The organism is Porifericola rhodea (genome assembly GCF_030506305.1).
GTDB classification, from domain to species: Bacteria; Bacteroidota; Bacteroidia; order Cytophagales; family Cyclobacteriaceae; genus Catalinimonas; species Catalinimonas rhodea.
In genome coordinates this window covers 138,870-155,147 of sequence record NZ_CP119421.1, presented here as the reverse complement: position 1 = coordinate 155,147, position 16,278 = coordinate 138,870, and the positions used below count along the sequence as shown (strand labels likewise).

Annotated in this window: 12 protein-coding genes; 10 read left to right on the top strand and 2 right to left on the bottom strand. The window is 42.6% G+C overall.

Annotation, left to right across the window (positions count from 1 at the left end):
• The first annotated feature begins 4 nt into the window (after positions 1–4).
• The 10 genes from PZB74_RS00675 (at position 5) to PZB74_RS00630 (ending at position 14,427) form a co-directional block, all read left to right on the top strand.
• Positions 5–976, top strand: coding sequence for a sugar phosphate isomerase/epimerase family protein (locus PZB74_RS00675; protein ID WP_302239940.1), 972 nt, complete (start codon positions 5–7; stop codon positions 974–976).
• Between the two features lie 164 nt (positions 977–1,140).
• Positions 1,141–2,475, top strand: coding sequence for a sulfatase (locus PZB74_RS00670; protein WP_302239938.1), 1,335 nt, complete (start codon positions 1,141–1,143; stop codon positions 2,473–2,475).
• A 113-nt stretch (positions 2,476–2,588) separates the two neighbouring features.
• Positions 2,589–5,774, top strand: a complete 3,186-nt coding sequence (locus PZB74_RS00665; protein WP_302239936.1) for a PQQ-dependent sugar dehydrogenase — start codon at positions 2,589–2,591, stop codon at positions 5,772–5,774.
• 126 nt (positions 5,775–5,900) lie between these two features.
• Positions 5,901–7,745, top strand: coding sequence for a 3-keto-disaccharide hydrolase (locus tag PZB74_RS00660; protein WP_302239934.1), 1,845 nt, complete (start codon positions 5,901–5,903; stop codon positions 7,743–7,745).
• Positions 7,746–7,794: 49 nt separating this feature from the next.
• Positions 7,795–9,762 carry a hypothetical protein gene (locus PZB74_RS00655; protein WP_436837121.1) on the top strand — a complete coding sequence of 656 codons (1,968 nt, stop codon included), beginning with the start codon at positions 7,795–7,797 and terminating at the stop codon, positions 9,760–9,762.
• 391 nt (positions 9,763–10,153) lie between these two features.
• Positions 10,154–11,416, top strand: coding sequence for a DEAD/DEAH box helicase (locus PZB74_RS00650; RefSeq protein ID WP_302239932.1), 1,263 nt, complete (start codon positions 10,154–10,156; stop codon positions 11,414–11,416).
• An 8-nt stretch (positions 11,417–11,424) separates the two neighbouring features.
• The gene (locus PZB74_RS00645; RefSeq protein WP_302239931.1) at positions 11,425–12,348 is read left to right on the top strand and encodes a class I SAM-dependent methyltransferase; all 924 of its coding nucleotides are present in this window, start codon (positions 11,425–11,427) and stop codon (positions 12,346–12,348) included.
• 75 nt (positions 12,349–12,423) lie between these two features.
• Positions 12,424–12,615, top strand: coding sequence for a cold-shock protein (locus PZB74_RS00640; RefSeq protein ID WP_302239929.1), 192 nt, complete (start codon positions 12,424–12,426; stop codon positions 12,613–12,615).
• A 118-nt stretch (positions 12,616–12,733) separates the two neighbouring features.
• Positions 12,734–13,702 carry a heme-dependent oxidative N-demethylase subunit alpha family protein gene (locus PZB74_RS00635; protein WP_302239927.1) on the top strand — a complete coding sequence of 323 codons (969 nt, stop codon included), beginning with the start codon at positions 12,734–12,736 and terminating at the stop codon, positions 13,700–13,702.
• An 89-nt stretch (positions 13,703–13,791) separates the two neighbouring features.
• Entirely contained in the window at positions 13,792–14,427 is a 636-nt protein-coding gene (locus tag PZB74_RS00630) for an FkbM family methyltransferase (protein WP_302239925.1), read from the top strand.
• Between the two features lie 13 nt (positions 14,428–14,440).
• Here the strand turns inward: PZB74_RS00630 and PZB74_RS00625 are convergent, their stop codons facing one another.
• Positions 14,441–15,355: a lysylphosphatidylglycerol synthase transmembrane domain-containing protein gene (locus PZB74_RS00625; protein WP_302239924.1), complete on the bottom strand. Its 915-nt coding sequence runs from the start codon at positions 15,353–15,355 to the stop codon at positions 14,441–14,443.
• A complete protein-coding gene (locus tag PZB74_RS00620; RefSeq protein WP_302239922.1) occupies positions 15,318–16,277 on the bottom strand; it encodes a glycosyltransferase family 2 protein in 960 nt (319 codons plus the stop codon). Before PZB74_RS00620 ends, PZB74_RS00625 begins: the two co-directional genes overlap by 38 nt.
• Position 16,278 lies beyond the last annotated feature (1 nt).

Sequence of the window (16,278 nt, the reverse complement as noted above, 5' to 3'; positions counted from 1 at the left end):
ACCTATGGAAAAAGAATTCCACAACAGCAGAAGAAACTTTTTAGGAATACTGGCAACAGGTAGTGCGGCCCTGGCACTACCGACACCTTCAGTAGCAGCAATAGCCAGACCCCAAAAAAAGCAGGAGCCTATCAGCTTACATGTGTTTTCTAAGCATCTTCAGTTTTTAGACTACGATCATGCAGCGGAGGCAGTGGCAGAAATAGGTTTTGATGGAGTAGATCTGGCTGTTCGTCCTAAGGGGCATGTGTTGCCAGAAAATGTAGCCACAGACCTACCCAGAGCAGTGGAAGCAATCAAAAAGCAGGGGCTACAGGCAAAAATGATGACTACCGCATTGGTTGATCCCGATGTAGGGCACAACAAAAAACTGCTACAAACTGCCAGTGAGCTAGGCATACAATACTACAGGACAAATTGGTTAAAATACCCAGATCAGGTTAATATTCCGGATTTTTTGAACGACTGTAAAAAGAAACTGGACAAACTGGCTCACTTTAACCAAAAGCTGGGGCTTTATGGGTCTTACCAGAACCACTCTGGCAGGCATTATATGGGTGCGCCTATCTGGGATTTGGCTAAAGTGTTAACAGAAATAAATTCGCCCCATCTTGGCAATCAGTATGATATCAGGCATGCGACTGTAGAAGGAGGACAGGCCTGGCCAATAAGTTTGCAGTTTATACAACCCCATATTAATACTTTGGTGATCAAAGATTTTCGTTGGGAGAAAGTAAATGGAAAATGGAGTGTTTATAATACGCCAATAGGAGAGGGTATGGTTGATTTTAAGACATTCTTTAGTTTGCTCAAACAAATGAATATAAGTGGCCCGATGTCAGTGCATTACGAGTATCCGATGCCGGAAGAAAATCGCCAGCTAAGTGAAAAAGAAAAACTTTCTCGTACCAAAGAGGTAATGAAAAAAGATTTGGATGAGATTAGAAAACTTTTAAAAGAGGCTGGTCTGAGTTAAAATATTTGTAAATACATCACATTTATTTTCCTCATTTCGCCAATACTTTTTAGTATTGTAGACTCAATATTCGTGGTTTGAAATCCCTTTTGGGTCAGGGAGTTCTCTGAGCTCCCTGTTTTTTCGCTCCCGTAAGAGATCAGATCATAGCAATCAAGCTTAGCATGGATTTAGTAAAGTATAGCACCAGCCTTTTCTTTCTTCTTATATCTTCTTTGATTTTTGCTCAGGAAAGACAGCCTAATGTAGTTCTCATATATACCGATGATCAGGGAAGCATAGACATGAACTGTTATGGTGCTACTGATCTTACCACTCCACATATGGATGCCCTGGCTGCTTCTGGTATTCGCTTTACCCAGTTTTATGCGGCTGCTCCTGTATGCTCTCCCTCTCGTGCCGGATTACTTACCGGTAAGGTACCTCAGAGAGCGGGGCTTCCCGGAAATGCATCTTCTCAGGAAGGTCATGCCGGCATGCCTACTGAACAGATTACTATGGCTGAAATGTTGAAAAAGGCTGGGTACGCAACCGCTCATATTGGTAAATGGCATTTAGGTTACACTGAAGAAACCATGCCTAATGCTCAGGGCTTCGACTACTCCTTTGGGCATATGGGAGGCTGTATAGATAATTATTCGCATTACTTCTACTGGAACGGGCCTAACCGCCACGATCTCTGGAAAAATGGAGAAGAAGTGTTTCATGATGGTACTTTTTTTCCTGACCTGATGGTAGATGAGGCTGCTAAGTTTATAGAAAAGCACCAAGAAAAGCCCTTTTTTATGTATTGGGCTATCAATACGCCGCATTACCCCCTACAGGGACAGCAAAAGTGGAGAGATCATTACCAGCACTTACCTTCACCCCGAAGAGAGTATGCTGCTTTCGTTTCTACTACTGATGAAAAAATAGGACAAGTAGTAGCTAAAATAGATGAACTGGGGCTAAGAGAAAATACCATCATTATCCTCATGTCAGATCATGGGCACTCTACTGAACAGCGTACTTTTGGCGGAGGTGGTAGTGCCGGACCCTATCGTGGCGCTAAATTTAGCTTGTTTGAAGGTGGAATCAGAGTGCCTGCGATTATCAGCTGGCCTGGAAACCTACCTGAAGGAGAGGTGCGTGATCATATGGGTGTGGGCGTAGACTGGTACCCAACTATTGCGGAGCTTTGTCAGGTCCCCCTTACTCAGCCAGACCTGGATGGCAAGAGTATAGTGCCCATCTTAAAGTCTAAAGAGGCCAAAGCTGTACGCGATACATTCTACTGGGCTTCTGGAAAGCAATGGCTGGTAAGACAGGGAGACTGGAAATTAATTGGCAATCCACATGATACCAGTGAAAAAGGGCCTATTGCAGAGGGGCAAAAGTATTTTCTAAGCAATTTGTCTGAAGATGTAGGAGAGATGAAAAATCTGGAAGATCAATACCCGGATAAAGTGAAGAAACTAGAGCAAATGTACCAGCAATGGATCCAACAGTTTGAACATTAGAAATCTACCAAAGGAATAAAATAGTAGATAAATACAAAGCTGTTGTCATTTTATTCTATTCAGCGAATCTTTACATTTGGCAGATTGTTAGCAGAGTGAACCCATAACCTATCATGAAAAAGTATTTCCCCTACTTCATATATCTTTTAATACTTCTTGCCTCATGCTCTCAAGGCTTATCTGAGAAAAAAATTATTCTACTACTTCCGAAGGACAATGTACAGGCTGATTTTTTAAGTAAAGTACTGTCAGTTGCTGAAAAGGAGGCGATTAAAGTAGATACCACTACTCAGATACAACTGATTAAAGAAGACACTTTACAGCATTACAGCAGTATTGCGTTTTTAGATATCAATGGAAAAAAGCTTTCCCACAGACATCAAAATGCGATTGAACGCTATGTGCAGGCTGGAGGAGGTTTAATTTGCTTGGGGACTGATATTGCTCCTGAGTACCAGTGGCCCTGGCATACTATTTTACTTAGTCATTGGCAGGAGAGCGATCATGCTCAGCAAATGCAGGTAGCTAAGGCAAGCACAAATTCAGCTCCTAAAAAAATACAGCAGCAGGCTTATGATGGTGGACACCTTAGCTTTGCCAGTACCTATACTGAACTTAGCGAGACCGAGCTCACAGAAATATTCAATTATGCAATTGCTGATAACAAAGTAGACTTTGCAAGAGCCAGAAGTAAAAAGGTGCCTGAAGAAAGTCGCTTTACCCGAATAGTGCTGGACGATCAGCTGAATGAGCCTATGGAGATGGATATAATGCCTGATGGTAAAGTCATTTACATTGAGCGTAGAGGTAATGTAAAACAGTACAATCCAGAAACCCGCGAGGTAAAACTTCTAGCCAATTTTGATGTAAGCACTGAAGGAAACTATGAAGATGGCATGCTGGGCATTGCTGTAGATCCCAGGTTTCATCATAATCGCAGAGTGTTTATTTATTACTCGCCTGCCGGTACAGATTCTGTACAGCGCCTTTCTCGCTTTTATATGTCAGAGGATAGCCTCATTATGGCTAGCGAAAAAAAGATTCTTGATGTAGCAGTACAGCGTGAAACCTGCTGCCACTCAGGAGGTTCTATTCAGTTTGGTCCCGATGGTTTACTTTGGCTTTCTACCGGAGATAACACCAGCTCTAAGGCTTCCAATGGTTACTCTCCTTTGGATGAGCGTCCGGGCCGTAGTCCCTGGGATGCACAAAAATCTTCTGGAAATACACACGACCTGAGAGGTAAAATACTAAGGATCAGAGTAAATGATGATGGGAGTTACGATATCCCAACGGGTAACCTTTTTCCTAAAGATGGCTCTAAAGGCCGTCCGGAAATCTTTGTGATGGGAGCGCGTAATCCCTTCCGTATTTCGGTAGACTGGAAGTATGGCTGGGTATACTGGGGAGATGTAGGGCCGGACGTGGGGAAAGATGGTATACAGGGCCCACAAAGTTATGACGAATGGAACAGAGCAAAGAAAGCTGGCAATTATGGCTGGCCATACTTTGTGGCAGACAATAAAGCTTATCCCGACTGGGACTTTACTACAGATACACCAGGCGAGTACTTTAAGGCAGAAATGCCAATCAATGAGTCGCCCAATAACTATGGAAGCCGCATTCTTCCTCCCGCACAGTCAGCCATGATCTGGTACCCATATGGCGAGTCAGAACAATGGCCTAATCTGGGAACAGGCTCCAGAAGTGCTATGGCCGGGCCGGTCTATTATGCTGACCGTTACCCTCACTCCACTGTTAAATTTCCTGATTACTACGATGGCAAGCTATTTATTTATGAATGGGCACGTAGCTGGATTAAAGTGGTAAGCTTTGACGAAAATCATGAGCCCATCAAAATTGAGCCTTTTATGGAGGATATGCCCCTGTCCAAGCCTATTGATATGGAGTTTGGCCCAGATGGTGCGCTCTACTTATTAGAGTACGGAGCTAACTATTTTGCCGACAATGACGAAGCTCGCCTCGTAAAGATAGAATATGCTGAAGGCAACCGTAAACCAGTTGCCGACATACAGGCTGATAAAAAAGCAGGTGCTTCCCCGTTAGAGGTTCATTTTTCTGCTAGTCAGTCATTTGATTATGATAAAGATGATGAGCTAACTTATGAATGGTCATTTACTGAAGACGAGGTGCAGGCAAGTGGTGCTGAAGCTTCATATACCTTTGAAAACACAGGAGTATACCACCCAACTTTAAAAGTTATGGATAAGGCCGGTAAAAGTGCTACTACGCAGCTGGAGATACGTGTCGGCAATGCTCGTCCCGAAATTGATATAGAAGTGAGTGGTAACAGAAGCTTTTTCTATGATGACGAAACCTTAAACTACAAGGTAGTGGTTTCAGACGCAGAAGATGGTACAAGTGCTAATGGTAGCATAGCACCGGAAAATGTGCGTGTTCATTTTGACTACCTCCAGGAAAGTAAAGACCTGGCCCTGTTAGGGGCTAACGCTATAGTGTCGCCTCTACTCAAAGGCAAAAACCTGATTGATGGAAGTGATTGTAAGTCTTGCCACGCTTTAGAAGAAGAGTCTATCGGGCCAAGCTATCAGGCTATTGCAGAACGCTATCATAAAGAGGCAGGAGCAATAGATAGGCTGGCTATGAAAATTATTACCGGTGGAAATGGTAACTGGGGGCACAGCCTGATGGCAGCTCACCCTCAGCATACTAAAGAAGAAACAACAGAAATGGTAAAGTACATACTCTCTCTAGCCGATGGTGATCAGCAAGTGAGTGGTAGCGTAGGCATAGAAGGAAACCTGAAGCTTAACCTCCACCAGGGTACAGGGGAAGATGGGAGCTATTTCTTAATCGTCAATTATACTGACCGCGGTGCTAACGATATGCCCCCACTCTCTGCACGAAAAATGATTAGTCTACGTCATCCCCGAGTGCAGGCCGAAGCTTACGAAGACTTTAATCAGGTAGCAAGGCTGAGACCGAATGGCGGTGACTTTGCGTATGTAAGTGGTATACAGCAAGGCTCTTATATGGGCTACAGCAATATAGACCTGACAAATATTTCGGCCATAGATTTTTATGCTGAAGTCGCAAATGCAGGAACGATAGAAATTCATCTGGATAAAGCCGATGGACCAAAAATAGGAGAAGTAAATGTAAGGCCGCAGGGCAATGGCAAAGGATATTCTTCGTTTACAGCAACAGTGAAGCCTAGCCAGGGAGAGCATAAACTCTATCTGGTATTTAAAGGGCCAGAGGGAGCCCGCCTCATGAACCTAGACTGGATGTATTTCAGGAAAAAAGAGAACAGCTAAACTAGTTTAGGTGATACTTAAGGAAATAATTTATATTTGATAAAATATTAAAAGCCTCTATGGAGATTGGGCGTGTACATACACGCTCAAGGATTTTTGTATTCTAACCTTATCATTGAATTGCAAATGCAAACACAACAATTTGATTATTTCAGACGATGTCTGCAGCGTATTGCGTCAGGTGTTATGACAGTAATGTTGATCACGCATATCGCTTTTGGGCAGACAGAAGAGCTTGAGCTAAACGATTTGTCGGCTTTCAAAGATCCGGCTAAAACCTGGTCTGTAGCAGGAAGCGTTTCTGCAAATCTGGAGGAGAAAAACAGTCTGGAGACTACTAAAGGGACAGGCGTATTAGTAAACCAGCCTACCAAGCGTAGACATGGTAAAGACCTTTATACTAATTTTGAGCACGGGGATATAGATCTAGAGTTTGACTATATGATGGCCCAGGGCTCTAACTCTGGACTATACCTACAAGGTATGTACGAGATACAGCTTCTGGATAGCTGGGGTAAAAAGTATCCTTCTTCAGGAGATAATGGTGGTATCTATGAGCGTTGGGATGATAGCAAGCCTGAAGGCCAGAAAGGATATCAGGGATTTCCGCCACGCCAGAATGTGAGTAAAGCTCCCGGGCTATGGCAGCATATGAAAATTTCATTTCAGGCACCCCGCTTTGATGCGCAAGGCAACAAAACTGAAAATGCCAAGATTCTTTCTATAAAACTGAATGGCGTAACCATACACGAAAATGTAGAGCTGCAGGGGCCTACTCGTGGGGCTATGGCTGCTAAAGAAGTTGCTAAAGGACCCATCCGTATCCAGGGAGACCACGGTGCGGTAGCTTTCAAAAATATTAAGTATACCCTTATAGATGAAAACTACCCTACACTTTCTGACCTAAAGTACAGCATCTACGAAGGTGAGTTTGAAGAAGAGCCAGACTACAACTCTTTAAAAGCAGATGTTTCAGGTACTTCAGCTATCCTAACTTCTAACCTGCCTTCTAAAGCCAATCAGTTACTGATTCGCTACATTGGTAAAATGGAAGTGAAGAAAGCTAATGAGTATACCTTCAATCTGACTGTACCCGGAGGAGTTGGTACTTTTAAAGTAGATGGGAAAGAAATCATCAGCAAAGTAAATAACGATGGCGAGGCTACTGTAAAACTGAGCGAAGGTAGTGTGCCTTTTGAGCTGCTTTACTACAAGCATGTAAGCTGGGTAAATCCTGCTTTAGGATTAACAGTATCTTCTCCTTCTTTACGTCAGACCATCATTAGTGACGAAGAAGATTTTAAGAAGAGCAATTCTACCAACCCCATCCTCAAAGAAGCTCCGGTGAATACCACACTTAGAAGCTTTATGAGATTGCCCAACAATGAAGTTGTAACTCATGCTATTTCCGTAGGAAGCCCTGAGCAGATTCATTACACCTACGATTTAAATCATGGTACTATTGTGCAGGCTTGGAGAGGCAAATTTTTAGATGCTACCCCAATGTGGTACAACAGGGGTAACGGAACCAGCCGTCCTATGGGAGCCGTGCAGCACCTGAGTAGCCCGGTGGTTACTTTAGCCAATCTTGCTTCTTCTAGTGAGAGCTGGAAAAACGACACTACTCAGCTTCGTCCAAAAGGCTATACAATGGATCAGGAAAACCAGCCAACTTTCCGTTACCTATTAAACGGCGTGATGGTAAATGACGAGATTCGCGTAGCTGAGGGAGGCAAAGGTCTGCGTCGTGAACTTAGCCTGGAAGGTTCGGCCAATAACCTCTTTGTACGCCTGGCAGAAGGTAACAATATAGAAGCTATGGAAAATGGTATGTACGCGGTAGATGATAAGGCTTATTACCTCAAAGTTGAGAGTGCAGGTGAAGCAGAGCCTGTAGTTCGTGAGGCTAATGGCAAGCAGCAGCTTATCATGCCTATTCAGAATAAGTTAAGCTACTCTATCATTTTCTAAATCTGTATTGAGCTTAATTGAAGCTTTGAGAAAAAAATTAAATACTAACATGATATCTAAGCATATAAAGTTATTTCAGGCTTGCATGTCTTTGGTTCTTCTGGGCCTGCTTGCTATTCCTTATGCTTCCCAAGCGCAGGAATCTCCTAAAGAAGAAGATTACTTCAGCATCATGAATGTGCCGGTGCCAGAAGGTGTGTTATTAGAAGTAGGCGGTTTAACAGTGCTGCCTAATGGTGACCTGGGAATATCTACTCGAAGAGGTGATGTGTATATCATTGAAAATCCAACCAGCAGTCAGCCTTTTTTCCGTCTGTTTGCTTCAGGTTTGCATGAAATACTAGGTCTGAGCTACAAAGATGGCTCTTTCTACTGTGCTCAGCGTGGCGAGCTTACTCGCCTGGAAGATACCAACAAAGATGGTAAAGCAGATGTATACGAAACTGTATACTCCTGGCCTTTGTCTGCCCACTACCATGAGTACAGCTTTGGTCCTAAAATTACTTCAGACGGATCATTCTTCGTTTCCGCCAATGTTGCATTTGGCTCAGAGGAATGGTGGAGAGGTGAAAGTAGAGTGCCATGGAGAGGTTGGGTTATGAAAATTGACCCTGAAGGAAATATGGAGCCTTTTGCTACTGGTATGCGTTCACCTGCTGGTCTTGGCCTTATTGATGGTGAGCTTTTCTATACCGATAACCAAGGTGACTGGATGGGTTCTGGTGGTGTATGGCATGTAGAAAAAGGAGACTTTGTAGGTCACCCCGCCGGACTTCGCTGGACAGATATGCCTAATACACCTCTTGACCTGAAAGCAGAGGATTTGTATGCGAAAGTAGATCCTCGCAAGGTGAAAAATGAGAATGGCAGATATATTAAGCCAGAAAACGTACAAAACGAAGATTACACAGCTCTATACGAACTAAAGGATGATTTTCCTGAACTGAAGTTACCAGCAGTATGGTTGCCTCATGGTATTTTGGGTATCTCTAACTCGGAGATTCTTCCAATACCTGACGATCACTTTGGTCCTTTTGAAGGTCAACTGTTAGTAGGAGACCAGGGACAGAGTAAAATTATGCGTGTGGTGCTGGAGGAAGTTAATGGCGAATACCAGGGAGTAGCTTTTGATTTCAGAAGCGGTTTCCAGTCTGGTGTGCTACGTATGGCATGGGGAAATGATAAGTCTTTGTTTGTGGGTGAAACCAACCGTGGATGGGGATCTGCTGGTACAGCGAATGAAGGACTACAGAGATTGGTATGGAATACACAGGTACCTTTTGAAATGAAAACCGTAAAGGCTATGCCTGATGGGTTTGAAGTAGAGTTTACTCGCCCGGTAGACCGCAAGTCTGCTGAAGATATTGCATCGTACGATGTATACAGCTATATCTACAAGTATCATCCGGTATACGGTAGCCCGCCTGTAGATAATAACGAAGCTATTGTAAAAGGAGTAAAAGTTTCTAAAGACGGAATGAAAGTCCGTATAGTAGTGGATGGACTTAAGCGTCATTATGTACACACAATTCGCCTGGCAGGGGTAAGAGAAAAAGACAATTTCTACTCTCTGGTACACCCTACAGCATATTATACGCTTAATAACATTCCTGAAGGAGAAAAACTCCAGATGAGTGAGCTAAGTACACGTAATTCTGCGGCGCAAACTTCTAAGCCTAAGCCTAGAAAAGAAGCGCCTAAGAATCTGGTTTCTCCAGATGGTCCCGGACAAAAGGCCGCGGCTCAAAAAGCAGCAGCTCCTACTTTTGCCGAGATTGAGCCTTTATTAACCAGCAATACCTGTACTGCTTGCCATAACAGAGACAGTCGTCAGGTAGGACCTGCTTTTAAAGAAATTGCCAAGCGTAATTATTCTGATGAAGAGATTGTAGACCTGATCTACAATCCTAAGCCTGAAAACTGGAGCGATTACTCTACTGAGATGCCTCCTATGCCTCAGGTACCTAGAGATGAAGCCCTGAAAATTGCTTCATGGATCAACTCTCTGAACGACTAACAGGAAATTTTTAGTCCTGATAATGAGCCTTCCTACTTAGTAGGAAGGCTTTTTTTTGCCAAAAATAAAAACTTCTGCTTAAAAGCAGGAACGCTAAAATAGCATCTAACTACTTAATTTACAGGCAGAAAGGATTCTAATGATTTAGTAAATTAAATTTTGTTTGAGATACTTTTTCCGCTTTATTTTGTAGAAGCATTTTTTATACCTTCCTTTGCATTAAGAAAAGAATAGATTTTTTTGATCAAGGGAACCACCTTGGAGATTTAATTGTGTATATAACAACATCAGCAACAAAAGCTGTAAAAATATTAATGCGCTGTTTTAGAGAATAAGATCCCGTCTCACTGACCCTCTTGTATTTAGGCCAGCCTTACTATAATACTTACGAATGACATTTAAAGAATTGAACCTGATCGCGCCTATCTTAAAGGCCTTAGATCAGGAGGGTTATGATAAACCCACGCCTATTCAGGCACAATCCATACCCGCTATATTACAAGGAAAAGATCTTTTAGGCTGTGCACAAACCGGTACCGGGAAAACTGCGGCTTTCGCAATTCCTATACTGCAACTTTTAGACAAACAGCCAAGAGGAAAGCATAAAAACCCTATCCGCTCACTAATTTTAACCCCAACAAGGGAATTAGCGATCCAGATTGGAGAAAGCTTTAGTGCTTATGGACGTCATCTGCCTTTAAGACATACCGTTATCTTTGGAGGAGTATCGCAGAAGGCTCAGCAAGACGCTCTCAGAAAAGGTCCTGATACCCTGATTGCTACTCCTGGCCGCCTTCTGGATCTGATGCAGCAAGGCTTTATAGATCTTCGTAGCCTGGAACTCTTCGTATTAGACGAAGCCGACCGTATGCTGGATATGGGTTTTGTACACGATGTAAAAAGAGTAATTGCTCGCCTGCCTAAAAACAGGCAAACCCTTTTCTTCTCGGCAACCATGCCCCCAGATATAGTGGAACTAGCCGATACCATACTTGATAGTCCGGTAAAGGTAGAAGTTACCCCGGTATCTTCCACTGCCGAAACAATTCAGCAGTCGGTATACTATGTAGACAAGGGGCATAAAAAAGCGTTGCTTAACCATATATTGCTGCAGGACGATAGCATTGCCAGTGCCCTGGTATTTACCCGCACCAAACATGGAGCTAATAAGGTAACCAAAGACCTGATGAAGAAAGGTATTACGGCTGAAGCTATTCATGGCAATAAGTCGCAAAATGCCAGACAAAATGCACTGAAAAATTTTAAAAATCGCCGTACGCGAGTATTAGTAGCGACTGATATTGCTGCCAGGGGTATTGATGTGGATGAGCTCTCTCATGTAATCAATTATGAGCTGCCTAATGTTCCTGAGACCTATGTGCACCGAATTGGGAGAACTGGTAGAGCTGGTGCAGAAGGAGTAGCCTACTCTTTTTGCGATCAGGAGGAGAAAGCATATCTTAGAAGTATACATAAACTTATCGACCAGAGGATAGCGGTGGTAGAAGATCACCCTTATCCATTGGGTACTATTAATCCCTCTGAGCAGCAGCAACAGCAACAAAGCACAGCAGGCAGAGAACAGAAAAAGAAGTTTAATTTTAGAAAAAGAAATAATAGTTCGTCCGCTCCAAAAAGAAAGTTTCGTAGTTAGCAGCCTGTATGCAAAAGAAAATTAAAGCAGGGCATTCCGCTCAGTACTTCAACAATTATCGGGATCATTGGTGGAACCAAAGCTTTTTGGAAACACTTGCCTCACGACTATCACTACAGCAGTGTAATGATATGTTAGATGTAGGCTGTGGTCTTTGCCATTGGAGTAAGTTGCTTTGTCCTTTTCTTGCAGATGGCGCTAAAGTCTTTGCTGTAGACAACGACCCAAACTGGGCGGAATATGCTCAGGATCATGAGCGTTATTTCTCGGAAAGAGGAGGGAGTTTTCAGTTTGACTGTGCTTCAGCTGATCGTTTGCCCTATGGCGATAATAGTTTTGACCTGGTTAGCTGCCAGACAGTACTGATACATGTAAGGGAGCCTGAGATGGTGATTGCAGAAATGCAAAGAGTACTTAAGCCGGGTGGCACTCTATTGTGTGCAGAACCCAACAATCAGGTGCAACACCTTATACGTAGCTCTCTTTCTGCTGATGCCAGCATAGAAGAGACCATGGAGCATGTGAAGTACGCGCTGATTTACGAGAAAGGAAAGAAGAAGTACGGTCATGGAGATAACTCTTTAGGAGACCTTTTGCCTGGCTTATTGGCGCAGGCAGGACTCAAAGATATTGAAGTAAGAATATCTGATAAAGCAATAGCAATGTATCCACCCTACGATAAAGGAGAACAGCAAGCTACGCTACAACAGTGGGCACAGTCTAGTCATTCTACCCCATCAGGAGTAGATACCAAAAGCTATTTTTCTATAATGGGAAAGGATTACCTGGAGTTTTATGAGAATTATCACAAAAAATACGTAAATAAGTTAGATCAAATACTGGAGGCTCTTGAAGACGAAGTATATCATGCTGCCGGAGGAGCGCTGATGTATGTAGTTTCAGCCATAAAAAATGAAAAAAAAACGAACTAATGAATTACTCATTTGTTCAACCTTTTGAGTACTCCAAAATTAATTAGTACCAATTATCACAAATCAATTTATATCATGAATCACGGAACAGTAAAGTTTTTTAATGAGTCTAAAGGTTATGGATTCGTAAAAGACGATGAAACAGGCAAGGAGTACTTTGTACATGTATCTGGTTTAGTAGACGAAATCAGAGAAAATGACGAAGTTACTTACGAACTTGAAGAAGGAAGAAAAGGACTTAATGCAGTGAATGTAAAACTTGCATAGTTTACATATAGCTAATTAATAATTCTTCTGGGCTGTTTTAGTTGTGCAAGCAATTAACTCAGCCCTTCTTTTTTTTATTGCTATTTGCTTTATTGATTAAGTTCTTTACCATTAGTAGATGGAGTTGTCTTGCCCAAATCTTATGCCTGCTGCCCATTACTATCCTTTTGCTTCGGGTAGCTACAGTACTGCTCCCGGTCTTCATAAACTGGAAACGGATTTTGGCAATGGAACTCTTGATCGGCAGCTTTTTCAGCTAGATCAGAATTGGTACCACTACCACCACAATAAGCTGGCTTGCAGAGAAGAGAGCATCCACAAATATTATCAGGAACATAAACTTTCCCCCGAAGCTGGCTTCCTGGCAGCGGAATTCATACTTAGGCATTTACTTCAAGATCATCCTCGTTGCTTTGTTTTAGACAACCATCAGCATGAGGCTCATCTCAAGAATATTCTTAGCGGAGAAATTATTGTTTTTAACAGGCATAACCACACAATGGTAAGTTCAGGTTACATCAATCTGCTGGACGCTCTGGTCAGTCAGATACAGGAAGATGTAGCCATTTGGCAATTAGAAGATGACTGTGACTTTATGTCTCTGATTCACCTTTGCGCACCTAACCATTGGGCTGCAGAAGATAAGATAGGCAAAGCGTTTTCTACAGTGCATGCACCAGTAGCGGACATGAGCAGGATGAAAGAGCGTTATCAGCCTATGCTTCATAGTCTGACACGAGCGGCTACTTTTGTACGATTCGCCTGGGGGTTAGCTACAGACAGGCGTTTAAACCATCACCCACATTCTCCTGAAGGGGTAAAACCTGAACTTTGGCAGGGGCGGCAATTTGACCCTGAACATCCGCAATTATGGGTGAGAGTAGAAAGGCAAACACTTAGTGGGTTGCTTGAAGGTAAGGCAGTGTTTTTTACCATACGAACCTACTTTGAGAAGGTAGCAGAGCTTTCTAAAGCACAGCAAACCGCATTAGTTAGGGCTTTACATTCTATGTCTGCTGAGAGTCTAAAATATAAAGGGCTTACGGCTCAGCTTGACATGATTAATCAATACCTGAACGGTCTCTGAGTAGCTTAAACTGTACTTCTCCAGAATAATTATTATATTCAGAGTTGATCACTAAAATTCAGCCTCGCTGAAAAACTACCCTGTCTATTATGATACAACAACTGAAAAGGAAGCTACTGAACCAGCTAGCCTATTACATCTCTTATGTAAAACTTTACTCCTTAATTAAACAGGACCTGAGTAACACTATTATCCTGGACTGTGGAGCCAACCAAGGCAGTATCTCTGCTTTATTTGCCAGAACCGGTGCTCAGATTTTTGCTTTTGAACCCGATCCTTTAGCATTTTCGGTACTGGAAAAGAAGTTTCTACAATATCCTATGGTAGAGTGTGTTCAGAAGGCGGTATGGATAAATGAAGGTACAGTTACCCTTTATCTCCATATGAGTCAGGAAGGAAAAAATGTAGATTTTACAGTCAGTTCATCTATTATCAAAGAAAAAGTTAATGTTTGCGAGTCAAATGCGGTGGAGGTAGCAACCATCAATCTACTTGAGTTTATCCGTCAGTCTGATACTCGTATTTCTGTGCTCAAAATGGATATAGAAGGGGCAGAAGTTGAGTTGTTAAACAAAATTTTTGATGAAAATCTTCATCAAAAAATAGACCTCATGCTGGTAGAAACTCATGAAAACAAAATTCCAGCACATGTAAAGCCTATACAAGAACTAAAGCAACGTTTGCAAGAAGAACGTATTGAAAATGTAAAGCTCAACTGGATTTAAGCCAAATATTTGGCTAAGAAATTTCAGCCTCAGTTTTATCAAACTGGGGTTGTTCTGCTTTAATAAAAGCACCACCCAGCGAAGAGACTACGGTAATCAGAAAAAACAGTAAGCTCAAGGTAACCGAAGTATCTTCAGAAATACTGGAACCAATAAGAGGGGGGAGGTAAACAAACACGGCCTCTCGAGCACCAATTCCTCCTATAGTTAACGGAAGCATGGCAGCAAAGGTAGACAACATAAATAGCGCACTATATTCGGCAAATAGTGTATCTACATGTAGTGCCAGCAAAATCATAATCACACTGCCCAACTGTATCGTCTGCACTAGTATGGAATAGATGTTACTACTATTGAAAATGGGTAGAAAGCTTTTAAAAAAATACCGGAGCAAAATATAATAAAGAGGATAAGCCAGAAGAATGCCTGCCCATATCAGCCAGCGCCAGGCTTCCAGATACTCATAAATATTACTGAAGTATACTGAGAAGAACATCAGTACTCCCAGTGCTACTACACCACTGATACGGTCTAGTAAAGAGGCAGTAATAAGATCACGGGTTTTTACTCCTTTGGCTTTACGTAGCAACAGTACTTTGTACCCATCTCCACCAATTCCTCCCGGCAAAAACAGATTGTAAAACATGCCTACCAGATAAAGCTTTAGGTTATAGGTAGTATCCAGGTGTAAACCTACATAGCGAAAAAACTCCTGTAGCCTGAGCGCATTAAAATATTTAGAAAGTAGGAAAAGGAATAGTGCAGGCACAAGCCATAAATAGTCTGCCGTGCGGAGAATAGTCCCCACCTGCTGTAAGTCTACCTTTCTGAATACCAGAAAAAGGGCCAGAGATGTGAGCCCAATCTTTAGTAACAGATTGAGGTATCGCTTATACGCTGGTTTTTGCGGAGCTGGCTGATTTTCCAATAAAGACTTCTTTGACCCGATAAGGTGTTTTGTTTTGAGATTCAAAATAAGTACGCATAATTAGCTCAGCCATAAAACCAAAAGTAATCAGCTGTATACCCCCTATAACCAGTACTACTCCTAACAACAAGAGGGGGCGCCCCCAGATATCATTACCCAATAATTTCTCTATTAATAGATAGAAATTGATAAGTCCTCCTACTACAAAAGAAATAATGCCCATAGTACCAAAGAGGTGCATAGGTTTTTGCACATACTTCTGGAAGAATAGCATTAACATCAGGTCGCTGATCACCCTGAATGTACGCCCTAGCCCATACTTAGATTGCCCATGAATACGCGGATGGTGCCGCACGCCCATTTCGGTAATACTGGCTCCCTGAAGCTTTGCCAGGACAGGAATAAAGCGATGAAGTTCGCCATACAAACCCAGGTTATGTGCAATATCGCTACGGAAAATTTTTAGTGAGCAACCATAATCGCTGATGTATACACCGGTAAGCTTACGAATCATAGAGTTAGCGATTCTGCTGGGCAGCTTCCTCAAGATAAAACCATCTTTACGCTTTTCGCGTCGGCCGGCCACTAAGCCCCAGCCTTCGGTCTCTATCTTTTCCAGCATACTGGGTATATCTAGCGGGTCGTTCTGTAAGTCACCATCCATGGTTACGATATACTCACCTTTAGCATAGTGAATACCCGCTGCCATAGCTGTAGTCTGGCCATGATTTCTATTGAAAATAACCAGGCGCACATGTTCGCCGGCATACTTTTTCACCATAAACACCGTACGATCGCTAGAGCCATCGTCTACCAAAATGACTTCGTATTCATAGCCGCTTAGTGCCTCCTCTATACGTTCCAGAAGGGGTTGTACATTATCCTCTTCATTGTATAGCGTAATTACCAGCGATAGCTTCATA